11 protein-coding genes are annotated in these 12,598 nt (G+C 69.7%); 8 read left to right on the top strand and 3 right to left on the bottom strand.

From position 1 onward, the window contains the following. Window positions 1-60: 60 nt before the first annotated feature. The 4 genes from D1J63_RS17410 (at window position 61) to D1J63_RS17395 (ending at window position 4,710) form a co-directional block, all read left to right on the top strand. Window positions 61-1,179, top strand: coding sequence for a substrate-binding domain-containing protein (locus tag D1J63_RS17410; RefSeq protein ID WP_125629782.1), 1,119 nt, complete (start codon window positions 61-63; stop codon window positions 1,177-1,179). Window positions 1,180-1,360: 181 nt separating this feature from the next. Then, window positions 1,361-1,741 (top strand): hypothetical protein, encoded by a 381-nt coding sequence (locus D1J63_RS17405; RefSeq protein WP_125629780.1) that lies wholly within the window; start codon window positions 1,361-1,363, stop codon window positions 1,739-1,741. A 120-nt stretch (window positions 1,742-1,861) separates the two neighbouring features. Continuing rightward, window positions 1,862-2,548 (top strand): ABC transporter ATP-binding protein, encoded by a 687-nt coding sequence (locus D1J63_RS17400; protein WP_125629778.1) that lies wholly within the window; start codon window positions 1,862-1,864, stop codon window positions 2,546-2,548. Between the two features lie 32 nt (window positions 2,549-2,580). After that, window positions 2,581-4,710, top strand: coding sequence for a hypothetical protein (locus tag D1J63_RS17395; protein WP_125629776.1), 2,130 nt, complete (start codon window positions 2,581-2,583; stop codon window positions 4,708-4,710). A gap of 234 nt (window positions 4,711-4,944) precedes the next feature. Here the strand turns inward: D1J63_RS17395 and D1J63_RS17390 are convergent, their stop codons facing one another. Further along, window positions 4,945-5,664, bottom strand: coding sequence for a response regulator transcription factor (locus D1J63_RS17390; protein ID WP_125629774.1), 720 nt, complete (start codon window positions 5,662-5,664; stop codon window positions 4,945-4,947). Window positions 5,665-5,981: 317 nt separating this feature from the next. Here D1J63_RS17390 and D1J63_RS17385 point away from each other — a divergent pair, with 317 nt between their 5' ends. After that, complete coding sequence (locus tag D1J63_RS17385; protein WP_102931240.1) at window positions 5,982-7,019, top strand: LuxR C-terminal-related transcriptional regulator; 1,038 nt, start codon at window positions 5,982-5,984, stop codon at window positions 7,017-7,019. Here D1J63_RS17385 and D1J63_RS17380 read toward each other — a convergent pair. Continuing rightward, entirely contained in the window at window positions 6,982-7,965 is a 984-nt protein-coding gene (locus D1J63_RS17380) for a LuxR C-terminal-related transcriptional regulator (RefSeq protein ID WP_125629772.1), read from the bottom strand. The two genes, D1J63_RS17385 and D1J63_RS17380, sit on opposite strands and share 38 nt — an antisense overlap. 26 nt (window positions 7,966-7,991) lie before the next feature. Beyond that, window positions 7,992-8,975 carry a helix-turn-helix transcriptional regulator gene (locus D1J63_RS17375; RefSeq protein WP_125629769.1) on the bottom strand — a complete coding sequence of 328 codons (984 nt, stop codon included), beginning with the start codon at window positions 8,973-8,975 and terminating at the stop codon, window positions 7,992-7,994. Between the two features lie 131 nt (window positions 8,976-9,106). Between D1J63_RS17375 and D1J63_RS17370 the strand changes: the two genes are divergently transcribed. The 3 genes from D1J63_RS17370 (at window position 9,107) to clpB (ending at window position 12,504) form a co-directional block, all read left to right on the top strand. Continuing rightward, complete coding sequence (locus D1J63_RS17370) at window positions 9,107-9,274, top strand: hypothetical protein (protein ID WP_164712658.1); 168 nt, start codon at window positions 9,107-9,109, stop codon at window positions 9,272-9,274. A gap of 5 nt (window positions 9,275-9,279) precedes the next feature. Continuing rightward, entirely contained in the window at window positions 9,280-9,615 is a 336-nt protein-coding gene (locus D1J63_RS17365; RefSeq protein WP_125629765.1) for a hypothetical protein, read from the top strand. Window positions 9,616-9,906: 291 nt separating this feature from the next. Continuing rightward, window positions 9,907-12,504 (top strand): ATP-dependent chaperone ClpB, encoded by a 2,598-nt coding sequence (gene clpB, locus D1J63_RS17360; RefSeq protein ID WP_125629763.1) that lies wholly within the window; start codon window positions 9,907-9,909, stop codon window positions 12,502-12,504. Window positions 12,505-12,598 lie beyond the last annotated feature (94 nt).

Raw genomic sequence — 12,598 nt, 5'->3', positions numbered from 1 at the left:
CGGTCCGCCCGGGCCCACCCGGTTCGTCCACCACACCCGTGTGTCGGAAGGCAAAGCGCAGTGAGTAGCCGTCCCCGTCGTATCGCCATATCCGTGGCCGCGTCCCTGATGACCTTCTCGCTGGCCTCCTGCGGTGTGCTGGGCGCTTCGGAGAGCAGCGACGACGCGAGCCCGACCAAGGGCAACGACATCACCGTCGGCCTGCTGCTGCCGGAGAAGGAGAACACGCGCTACGAGCAGTTCGACTACCCCTTCTTCAAGGCGAAGGTCGGCGACCTCACGCGCGACGAGGGCAACGTCAAGTACGCCAACGCCGAGGCCAGCGCCACCAAGCAGGCCGACCAGATGCAGCAGATGATCAACGACAAGGTCGATGTGATCGTGCTGGACGCGGTCGACGCCCACGCCATCGCGGAGGGCGTGCAGAAGGCCAAGGACGCCGGCATCCCCGTGATCGCCTACGACCGGCTGGCCGAGGGCCCGATCGACGCGTACATCTCCTTCGACAACGAACTGGTCGGCGAGGTCCAGGGCCGTTCGCTGATCGAGGCGCTGGGCGGCGACCCGTCCAGCTCCGACAAGATCGTCATGATGAACGGCTCGTCCACCGACCCGAACGCCAAGCAGTTCAAGGCGGGCGCGCTGTCCGAGCTGAACGGCAAGGTGACGATCGCCCAGTCCTTCGACACCAAGGACTGGAAGCCGGAGAACGCCGAGGCGAACATGACCGAGGCGATCGGGAAGATCGGCAAGAAGAACATCGCGGGCGTCTACTCCGCCAACGACGGCATGGCCGGCGGCATCATCAAGGCCCTGGAGGACGCGGGCGTCACGGACCTGCCCCCGATCACCGGCCAGGACGCGGAACTCTCCGCGGTGCAGCGGATCGTCACCGGCGAGCAGTACATGAGCGTGTACAAGTCCTACCCGCAGGAGGCGGAGAACGCCGCGGAGATGGCCGTGGCCCGCGTCCAGGGCCGCGACATCCAGTTCGAGGCGCTGGCCCGCGACAAGGTCGACAGCCCCACCCACAAGGGCATCCCCGCCCAGCTCGTCCCCGTCGTCGCCCTCACCAAGGACAACATCGAGGACACGGTCATCGCGGACGGCTTCTACAAGCTCACCGACATCTGCACCGCGAAGTACGAGGACGCGTGCGCGGAGGCGGGGCTGAAGTAGGTCCGACGCCCCCCCCGAGAGGGTGGGGGATACGGACATACCCCCCAACAGGTGGATTCTCCGGTCGGTCGTCCCGGAGCAGTCTGACAGTCACAGGAACCGCACAGCTTTCTCCCGTGCGGTTCCCTCCCGGCCGCCCATTGCGGTCAGGGGACTCCGTCAGACGAGGGGACGCAGTTCGGTGAACGTCAGAATCGCACGACGGCTGGGGGTCGGGGCCATCGCCGCCCTGGCTCTGAGCACGGCTACGCCTGCCTTCGCGTACGAGATCGGCCCGCACTCCTACAGCGGGGAACTCCGCTTCTGGACCGAGGGCAACCGCTCGATCATGAACATCAAGGACACCGGTTCCAGCCACTGGGTGAAGGCGGAGTACTACCGCGTGGCCCACTCGGGTACCAAGCTGACGCTGTGGAACAAGGGCGGCCCGAGCGGTCCCTCCGACAACGACGGCAACAGGGGCACCGTCGAAAGCGGCAGGCACTCCGAGATATTCAAGGCCCGCGGCACCGTGTCGCGCAACAACCTGCCGGACTGGCACACCAGTTGGTACTCCGACTGACGGGCCCGCCCGCACAGCTCGACCACAGCCTGACCGAGGGGCCGACCGGCCTCTCGGTCAGGCGTGCGTTGCCATCGCCGTCCACATCGAGTGATCCCCCTGCGACCAAGGGAGTTCCGCGTGTCCTCAACCCCCGTGCCACTTGCCCTGCGTCTGAACGAGGTGGTCTACGGCGTGTCCGGCCGGAGCCTGCTGGACGGTGCCGACCTCGCCGTCCCGGCGGGCAGTTCCGTGTCCGTGATGGGTCCCTCCGGTAGCGGCAAGTCCACCTTGCTGATGTGCGTCATGGGGCTGATCCGCCCGCAGTCGGGGCGCGTCGAGGTCGTGGGACAGGACGTGACGCGGCTGTCCGCGCGTGCCCTCGCCGCTCACCGGCGCCGGCACGTAGGCATGGTCTTCCAGTTCGGCGAGCTTCTCCCCGAACTCACCTCGGTGGAGAACGTGATGATCGCGAGCCTGCTGGCCGGCGACGCGGTCAACGAGGCCCGCTCCCGCGCCGAGTCCCTGCTCACCCGACTGGGAGTCCCCGAGGCCACGGCCACCCAGGACCTGTCGGGCGGGGAGAGGCAGCGCGTCGCCGTGGCTCGCGCCCTGGTCAACATGCCGGAACTGCTGCTGGCGGACGAGCCGACTGGTGCACTCGACGGTGAACAGCGGGAAGCCGTGGCCGACCTGCTGTTCAGTACCCCGAGGGAGCACGGGTGCGCCCTGGTGGTCGTCACGCACGACCCGATGGTGGCCGGTCGTGCCGACGTGCGGCTGCACCTGCACGAGGGGCGCCTGGTGCACGCCCAGGAGGCGCGGTGAACGGCGGCGGTCTGCGACGCACGCTCCTGCGCATGGGACGGGCAGCGTCCCGATCGGCCGAGGCCGGCCGCATTCGCTACTTCGCGTTGTTCGCGGCCACCACGGTGGCGGTCCTCGCGGTCTGCGGATTCCTGCTCGCCGCGTCCTCTTTCGACGGTCGCACCGAGCGCAGCCAGGCCCGCTGGCCGCAAGTCGCGGACGACGGCTCCGCCACGCTGCTGTGGAGGGCGACCCTGGCGAGTGTCGACGACCGCCAGTACGACGTGGTGTACATCGAGCCCCTCACGTCCGACGCACCGCTGCCGCCGGGCCTCAACCGGTGGCCGAGGCCCGGCGAGGCAGTGCTCTCCCCGGCACTGAAGGCAGCCGGACCTCGGCTGAGCGAGGAGTACGGACGGGCCGAGGGCACCATCGCTGCGGGCGGCCTGGAGTCGCCGAGCGAGTATTTCGCGTATGTACGGCCGACGGCCGAGCGGCTGGACCCTGAGGAGATGACCAGGGCCTCGGGATTCGGCGTCTCCTGGACGCCTTCGCTCGGGGAGCACATGTACAACTTCGGCTCCAAGGAGTTCTACTGGGCCTACCTGGCGTTGGCGGGCCTCCCCGCCGGACTGTTCGTCGTGATCGCCGCCCGGGTCGGCGCCGCGGCCCGGGACCGTCGTTCCGCCGTCCTTACCGCGCTGGGCGCATCCGGCGGTGCCCGGGCCTGGTTCACGGTGGGCGAGGCGGTGCTGCCCGTGGCCCTCGGCGCGTTGGCGGCGGCCGGGGCCGTCGCTCCGGTACTCCTCACCGACACACCGCTGCCCGTCGTCGACTTCGTGCTGTACGTCGCCGACGCCCGCGCGGCGCTCCCCGGCCTGGTGGGCGCAGTGGTGGGAGTGCCCCTGGCCGTGCTCGCAACCCTGGTGCTGCTCCAGCCGCGCTACCGACCCGGTGCCTCGACCCGGCCCGTGGCCGCCAAACGGCGCCGCGAGTGGATGCTGTGGCTGTTTCCCGTGGCGCTCTTCGGCACGGTGCGGGGTACCGATCTGGCGCCGTACGACCTGCGTCTGCCCGTTCTGGCGGCCGGCAGCGTGATCACGATCGCGTTGCTGCCCGGGGTGGCCGGTGCGGTGGTGTCGGCGGCGGGACCCGCACTGGCCAGGCTCGGTGCCGCGCGGGGCCGGGTGGGCATGCTGGTCGCCGGTCGTCGCCTCGCGGTGGGCGCCCGTCCGGTCGCGCGACTGGTGGCTGCGGTGGTCGTTGCGGTGGGTCTCGCCGCACAGGGGCAAATCGCTATCAGTCTGTTCACGGACATGAGCGACCGCGTCGAGGCCGTCGAAGAACACCTGGGCACCAGCGTGGTGCAGGTGTCCACGACGCTGTCCACGACCACTGCCGACGTGGCGTCCTTCGAAAGGGACCTGGGGACGGGAGTGCATGCCCTGGCCATGACGAGGGACCCCCGGTCGGGGCGGATCGACCTCGTCGCGGACTGCTCGGTATGGCGAGACCTGGGCACCAAGTGCCCTGCCACGGCCCCCGTCGAGCTGCGTACCCGCCACGCCGGGCTGGCCCGGGCGGCGGAGCTGGAGCGATCGGTCGGGGTGCGTCTTCACGCCCGTACCGGAGACGTGTCCAAGACGGTGCGTACGTCCGAGGAAGCGGCCCTGGTGGTGCTGGCGCAGGACGGACGGCAGCTGTCCCTGTCACGGGTGCACCGGGCCGCCAACGCGCATGTGGCCATGGCGACGGATGTTGAGGTGTTCGCGATGGCAGGCACCTTCGGAGGCAGCGGGGAGGGCATCGCGGCCGGGCGGTGGCTGGAGTTGCTCTCCGTCGCGGGCGTGCTGGTGATCGTGGTTGTGGCCGGGGTCGGCGCCGTGGCCCAATTCGTCCGAGCGGGGCGCGAGTTGGGCCCGGTGTCGGTATTGAGCGGCAACGGCCGCGTGTACTACTCGGTCTCCGTCTGGTCCTTGCTCGTGCCGACCGCATTCGCCGTGTGCGCGGCCGTCGCCGTGACCTGGTACGTGACGACACCGCTGATGGCGGACTCCGCCGACCGGCTGTCCGCGCTGTCGGCGGTGGGCGCGGCCGGGTTGGCGTGCGCGGCGGTGATGGCCTGGTGGGGCGCGCGTACGGCGTCCGCGGCGGGGCTGGTGTGGCGCCCGCGCAACGACTGACCAACGCGTCGCGACACATCCGAGGGGTGCGGGGACACACGGCCCGCACCCCTCGGCCGCTTCCCCTGGACGAACGAGCCCTGACCGAGCACGGTGTAGAGCCGCCCTTCCGCCCGAGTGCGGCCACGGCGTTCTGCACCGTGCTCGGCGCCACGTCCAGTCCGGCCGCCAATTCGTTCACGGCGGGGAAGCGCCCGCCGGGGGCGTACTGCCGATGACAGCGGCACGGGGCGATTACGGCATCTGGCGGTCGTCGCAGGTGACCGAGTCCTGTGCCTGCGCAGTTGCCGGCTGAGCACGCACCTGTGCCTGCCACACGATCCGGGAGGCCTGCACACGGTTGTCCACACCAAGCTTGGTGTAGACCCCGCGGATGTGGTCCTTCACCGTGTGGGTGCTGATCCCCAGAGTCTCGGCCATGTCGGGATTCGAGACGCCGTCCGCGAGCAACCGCACGATCTCCCGTTCCCTGGAGCTGAGCTTCTTCAGCATGTTGCGCGCACTGGCCACCGCGTCGGCGGCGCGGCCGGGCTGAACGTATTGGTCGACCAGGAACTGGGCGGCGACGGGTCCGAGCGCGACCGTGCCCGCGGCTGCCGCTCGTATCGCCCAGGGAAGGTGCTGCACGGAGTTGCCGCGCAGCAGGATCCCGCGGGCCCCGTGATGCAGCAGCATGCGCGTGGCGTGTTCCGACAAGTGGTCGACCAGTACGACGTGCGCCGGATGGGAGACGGGGACGTTCGCGGCTTTCGGCCCGGCCGCCTTCGGTAACCGAAGGGTGTCGAGCGCGTCGTCCGTGCTGGCATGACTGCTGACCAGGACATCCAGCCGGACAGCCCGCACCAGGTGCGACTCCGCTTCCGATGCCTCGCCGACGACCCGGATCCTGCTGTCCGCCTCCAGGACGCGTCCGACGCCGGCCCGTTCCAGCGGCTCCCGGCCGAGAATGCCCACGCGTATCACGATCTCTGTCCTCCCCCACTTGTCCGCCGGCTCGCCGGTCCGAAGGCCTCGCCCTCGCTGACACGACGGCAGCCGGGGCTCCCGGTACGACGGCGGAGTCGGTCAGGCCCCGCCGTTACCCAGCATGCACGCTGCGTACATGTCTCCGGCACCTTCAGCTTGTTGCAATGAGGGGTAGCGGAGGGTGGGCGTAAGGGTGGATTCCCATACATACAAGGCCTCGGTGGCGGCGGAGCCGTGTTGCGGAGCCGGTCCCGGCCGCGCATAGTTGCGCTGCGGAAGGGCCGGAACCGGGGGTGGAATGGGCGATGACCGGGCACGGGGCTCAGGAGCACCCGCACGGGGCAGACCGGCTCTGCGCGGCCGGGGACCGCGTCTACTCCCGGGCCGTGCGACGCGGGAGGGTGCCGCGCCGTGACGCCGAGCCGGTCCCCTGCCTCCTCGAACTGGCCCTGCTGCACCCCGACCCCGACGACATGGACTGGCTGGTGCCGACCTCCCCGCAGGAGGTCATGACACGGCTGCTGCGCGGCGTCCAGGAGGAGGTCAGCGCGAGTCAGCGGCGGGTGGGCTCGGCCGTGGAGGCCTTCGAGTGGTACGCCGGGCTTGGCCGCCTGCTCCAGCCCCCGGCCGGCCCCGAGTCGACCGCAATCCGCGTCCTCGACGGCCTGTCCCGCATCCAGGCCGCGATGGACGAGGCGACGGCCGTCTGCACGACGGAGGTGCTCACCGTCCAGCCCGGCGGCATCCGGCGCGAGCACGAGCTGTCGGAGGGGCTCCACCGGGCGCTGGCGCTGCGCGGGCGCGGGGTGCGGATGCGGGACCTGTACACCCACGTGGCCCGGCACGGGCAGGGGCTGCTCAACTACCTGGAACTCATGGGTGACGCGGTGGAGGCCCGCACCCTGGACGAGGTCATCGACCGCCTCATCCTCTTCGACCGCACCGTGGCCTTCATCCCCGCCAACACCGACCGCACGATGGCCCTCGAACTGCGCCACCCGGCCCTGATCGCCTACCTGGTCACGGTCTTCGAGCGCCTGTGGCGCCTCGCCATCCCCCTGACGGCTCCCCTCCCCGACACCGGCATCGAGGGCATCTCCCACCGCGAGCAGTCCATCGCGGCGCTCCTCGCGGAGGGCCACCAGGACGCGGTGATCGCGGAACGCCTCGGCATCAGCGTCCGCACGGCCCGCGCGCACATCGCCCGCCTCTCGGAAACCCTGGGCGCGGCCAGCCGCACGCAGTTGGGCGTCCGGATAGCCCAAGCCGGCCTGGACGGCTCCCCGCGGACGTCTCCCGCCCCCGTCATCCTTCCCGGTCGAGAATCCCCGACTGCCCGATGAGATACCCGAGCTGAGCCCGGCTCTCACTCCCGAGGGTGGCGGCGAGCTTGGCGATGTGGACGCGTGCGGTGCGGACGTTCATGCCGAGGCGGTCGGCGATGTCGGAGTCGGTGTGGCCTTCGACGAGGAGGGCGGCTATGGCGCGTTGGCGGGGGGTGATGCCGTTGAGAGTGGGTTGCTGGACGGCTTGGGGGTGCATGGGGGTGGCGAGGTGCCAGAGGCGGTCGAAGATGTTGACGAAGTAGGCGATGAGGGCGGGGTGGCGGACTTCGAGGGCGAGTGAGCGGTCGGCGCTGGCGGGGATGAAGGCCACGGTGCGGTCGATGACGATGAGGCGTTCGGTGACCTCGTCGAGAGTGCGGGCCTCCACGTCGCCGGTCAGGTGTTCGTAGCGGGCGCGCGTGTAGGGGGCGTGGCGGATGGTGTGCTGGTACAGCGCCCTTATCCGGGCGCCGCGGTCGAGGAAGTCCTGGTCCCGCTTCATGGCCCCTTCGAGAATGTCGGGGCGCTTGGAGACTTGCGCGTCGTGCGGCTGGATCGCGAGGAGCTCTTCTCTGCCCTCGGCCATGGCCTCCTCGATGGCCTGGCCCGTCCGTCTCTTGCTGCTGAGGATCCTGAGCGCCGGGGTGTCCTCGGTGGCGATGCTGGGCGCTCCCAGACGCATGAGGGGCTCGAAGATATCGGCCATGCGTTGCCCGCGACGCCGTTCGTTGGCGATGCGGTCCTCCGAGAAGCGGAGCAGGCGCTGTAGCGCGACGGTGGGTGGGACGGGCTCCAGCCGGCCTAGATCCTCGACTGCGGGGTGGAGCATGCCGTTGTCGATCAGACAGGGTGCCATGGCCGCCGAGTCGCTGGACACATGTCCTTCGCGCAGCGCACGGGCGTAGAGCTCCAGGCCCGCGTCACACAGCTCCTCCGATCCGTGGCTGTGCACCTCTGGGGTCACGTGCGGCTCTCTTCGTCTACGTGGGATCAGTGATCCTTTTCCAGGATCCCGGACCGGGCTATGAGGTAGCCGAGCTGGGCACGACTGCCGCTTCCGAGGGCCAAGGCCAGTTTGGCGATGTGGGCCCGGCACGTACGGACGTTCATGCCGAGACGTCGGGCGATGGCCTCGTCGACATGCCCTTCCACCAGGAGCTTGGCGATGGAGTGCTGGATGTCGGTGATTCCGTCCGGCGCGGTCTCGTACGGCGTTCCCACCTTCAGCGGCACCGCGCGCGCCCACATGAACTCGAACACCTTGGTCAGGTACCGAACCAGCCCGGGATGACGCAGCTCAAGGGCGACCTGGCGGTCTTCTCGTATCGGTATGAAGGCAACGGTCTCGTCGCAGATGATGAGTCGCTCGACCAGTTCGTCTATGGTGCGGACCTCGACCTTGCCGCTGGCGATCTGATCCACGTAGGCAAGGGTCTCGGGGCTGTGACGGGCGGTGTGCTGGTACAGGGTCCGCAGCCGCACGCCACGCTCGATCAGTGGTCTGTCGCGTTCCAGGCCCTTGAGGAGGTTGCTTTCCATACGCCGTTTGCCGGGCTGCACGGTGAGCACCTCGGTGTGGCATTCGGAGGTGGCGAGATTGAGCGCCGCGTTGATCCGGTCTCTGCCTTCCAACACGGTGATGGAGTGGGTGGACGTCGTGCTCTGGGCACTCGCGGCCATGAACGGCTCGAAGGCGTCTGCCAACTGGACCGACAGACGCCTGCGTTCTGTGATTTCCCGTTCGATGGGATGGAGGCGCTGCGCCAGGGCTACCGTCGGAGGGACGGGACGCAGCCAATGGGCGTCGTCGGGATCCGGGTGGAGCAGGGCGAATTCCATCAGGCAGGGGGCCGATTCGACGTCCGATCGAGCGATGCGTCCCGCACGCAAGGCGCTGACGTACAGCCGACTGCCTTCGTCACACAGTTCGGTGACGGCATGGGGATGTGCCGCATGTGTCTCTTGTGTCCCCATTTATCCACCCCCCAGGGTCCTGAACGTGCAGGAACATGATGCACCGATTGTGTGGCCATGACGTGCCTGAATGAGCCATCGTCTTATCCGACGGGGGAAGAGGAGACCATCGAGTGAGGACGAAGCCGACTATGAGTAAGAGAATGCTTCGCTCGGTACTTGCCGCTGCTCTTTCCGCCGTCGTGGTGCTTGGGGTCGCGAGCGGCCTGGCCGGCAAGTCCAGTGAGGTTCAGGCGAAGGTGGCATCGGCCACGGTGGTTGCAGGGGTCGACCGCGCCGACGACACGTCCTGGGACTGAGTGCGATGACGACGCCACCTGACGACCGCTCCTTCCGTCGAGAAATGGCCACCGCCTACCGCTCCGGCTGGCACTTCATCGACCTGGTCACCGCGATCCCGCACGCCGGTGACTCCCTGATGGTGACCGTCTTCGGCGAGCCGGTCGTCGTCACGCTGGATGAGGACGGCGACGTGCGGGCGTACCGGTGTCTGCGGCGGCCTCGGGGGGCGCCGCAGCCCGTGCGGTGTGCCATCCGGTACGGAATGATCTTTGTGAACCTGGACCAGCGGGACCACCGGCTCGAGCAGCCGGACGCCCCCGAAGTGAGGACCATCTCGGCCACCCCCCGCAGTGCCTGACGCGATTCCCCCGTCGTAACAGATCGCTCAGGTGCTTCCCCCCGGCAGCGGCGTCACCGTGACCTGAACACGGTGACGCCGCTGTCGCATGTGCGGACATCTCGCGATACCGGCCGGCTCTGCGACTGGCCGAAAAGGCACTCGTGCGGACGGGCCCGGACCTCTTCCCGGCCCCTTGTCGACGATCCCGGAGGTCTCCGGCGGAGACGTACAGGCTCCGCCTTGAGTGGGGCAGGCTCAACTTTGTGTACGCTGGATGAGTCAGCACTACGCGAGGAGGAGAGCCAGAACGTGGACGCCGAGCTGACCAACCGGAGCCGGGACGCGATCAACGCGGCCAGCAACCGGGCCGTGACCGAGGGAAACGCCGACCTCACCCCCGCCCACCTGCTCCTTGCGCTGCTCCAGGGGCAGGACAACGAGAACATCACCGACCTGCTCGCCGTCGTCGAGGCCGACCTCGCCGCCGTACGCTCCGGCGCCGAGCGCATCGTCGGCGGGCTGCCCAGCGTGACCGGGTCCACCGTCGCGCCCCCGCAACCCAGCCGTGAGATGCTCGCCGTGGTCGCCGACGCCCAGGCCCGCGCCAAGGAACTCGGGGACGAGTACCTCTCCACCGAGCACCTGCTCCTCGGCATCGCCGCGAAGGGCGGCGCGGCCGGTGAGGTACTGGAGGGGCAGGGAGCGAGTGCGAAGAAGCTGCAGGAGGCCTTCCGCAAGGCGAGGGGAGGACGCCGCGTGACCACTCCCGACCCCGAGGGCCAGTACAAGGCCCTGGAGAAGTTCGGCACCGACCTCACCGCCGCCGCACGGGACGGAAAGCTCGACCCCGTCATCGGCCGCGACCAGGAGATCCGCCGCGTCGTGCAGGTGCTGAGCCGGCGGACCAAGAACAACCCCGTGCTCATCGGCGAGCCCGGCGTCGGCAAGACCGCCGTCGTCGAAGGGCTCGCCCAGCGGATCGTCAAGGGGGACGTGCCCGAGTCGCTGAAAGACAAGCGGCTGGTGGCGCTGGACCTCGGGGCGATGGTCGCCGGGGCCAAGTACCGGGGCGAGTTCGAGGAGCGGCTCAAGACCGTCCTCGCCGAGATCAAGGACTCCGAGGGGCAGGTCGTCACCTTCATCGACGAGCTGCACACCGTCGTCGGCGCCGGCGCCGGCGGCGACTCCGCCATGGACGCCGGGAACATGCTCAAGCCCATGCTCGCGCGCGGCGAACTGCGCATGGTCGGCGCGACCACGCTCGACGAGTACCGGGAGCGGATCGAGAAGGACCCCGCCCTGGAGCGCCGCTTCCAGCAGGTGCTGGTCGCCGAGCCGACCGTCGAGGACTCCATCGCGATCCTGCGCGGGCTCAAGGGGCGCTACGAGGCCCACCACAAGGTGCAGATCGCGGACAGCGCGCTGGTGGCCGCCGCCGGCCTCTCCGACCGGTACATCACCTCCCGCTTCCTGCCCGACAAGGCCATCGACCTCGTCGACGAGGCCGCCTCCCGGCTGCGCATGGAGATCGACTCCTCGCCCGTCGAGATCGACGAACTCCAGCGCGCCGTCGACCGGCTGAAGATGGAGGAGCTGGCGATCGGCAAGGAGACCGACGCCGCCTCCCTCGAACGCCTGGAGCGGCTGCGGCGCGACCTCGCCGACAAGGAGGAGGAGCTGCGCGGCCTCAACGCCCGCTGGGAGAAGGAGAAGCAGTCCCTCAACCGGGTCGGCGAGCTGAAGGAGAAGCTCGACGAACTGCGCGGGCAGGCCGAACGCGCGCAGCGCGACGGCGACTTCGACACCGCCAGCAAGCTGCTCTACGGCGAGATCCCCACCCTGGAGCGGGACCTGGAGGCCGCCTCCGAGGCCGAGGAGGAAGTGGCCAGGGACACCATGGTCAAGGAGGAGGTCGGCGCCGACGACATCGCCGACGTCGTCGCCTCCTGGACCGGCATCCCCGCCGGGCGCCTCATGGAGGGCGAGACGCAGAAGCTGCTGCGCATGGAGGACGAGCTGGGCAAGCGGCTCATCGGGCAGACCGAGGCCGTGCGGGCCGTCTCCGACGCCGTACGGCGCAGCCGGGCCGGGATCGCCGACCCCGACCGCCCGACCGGTTCCTTCCTCTTCCTCGGCCCCACCGGTGTCGGCAAGACCGAGCTGGCCAAGGCGCTCGCCGACTTCCTCTTCGACGACGAGCGGGCCATGGTCCGCATCGACATGAGCGAGTACAGCGAGAAGCACAGCGTGGCCCGGCTGGTCGGCGCCCCGCCCGGATACGTCGGGTACGAGGAGGGCGGCCAGCTCACCGAGGCCGTGCGGCGGCGGCCGTACACCGTCGTGCTGCTCGACGAGGTGGAGAAGGCGCACCCCGAGGTCTTCGACATCCTGCTCCAGGTGCTCGACGACGGGCGCCTCACCGACGGGCAGGGCCGCACCGTCGACTTCCGCAACACCATCCTGGTGCTCACCTCCAACCTGGGCAGCCAGTACCTGGTCGACCCGACCACCGGCGAGGCGGAGAAGAAGGAGCAGGTCCTGGAGGTGGTGCGGGCCTCCTTCAAGCCGGAGTTCCTCAACCGGCTCGACGACCTGGTGGTCTTCTCGGCGCTCAGCAAGGACGAGCTGAGCCGCATCGCACGGCTGCAGATCAACGGCCTGGCCCGGCGCCTCGCCGAGCGCCGCCTGACCCTGGAGGTCACCGACGAGGCCCTCGCCTGGCTGGCGGAGGAGGGCAACGACCCGGCCTACGGCGCCCGCCCGCTGCGCCGCCTCGTCCAGACCGCGATCGGCGACCGGCTCGCCCGGGAGATCCTCGCCGGCGAGATCAAGGACGGCGACACGGTCCGCGTGGACCGCTTCGGCGACGACCTGATCGTGGGCCCGGCGAGTGGCAAGACGCTGTAGTCGTCACGCCACGCCCGCTCCGGCGACCCGTCCCTTCGGGTTGCCGGGGCCCCGCGGGGGTACCCGACCGGCCGGATCAAGTCAGCCCTGGGCT

The organism is Streptomyces sp. KPB2 (assembly GCF_003950055.1).
GTDB lineage: Bacteria > Actinomycetota > Actinomycetes > Streptomycetales > Streptomycetaceae > Streptomyces > Streptomyces salinarius.
The sequence above is the reverse complement of the archived record's forward strand: the minus strand, read 5'-3'. Positions and strand labels throughout refer to the sequence as shown.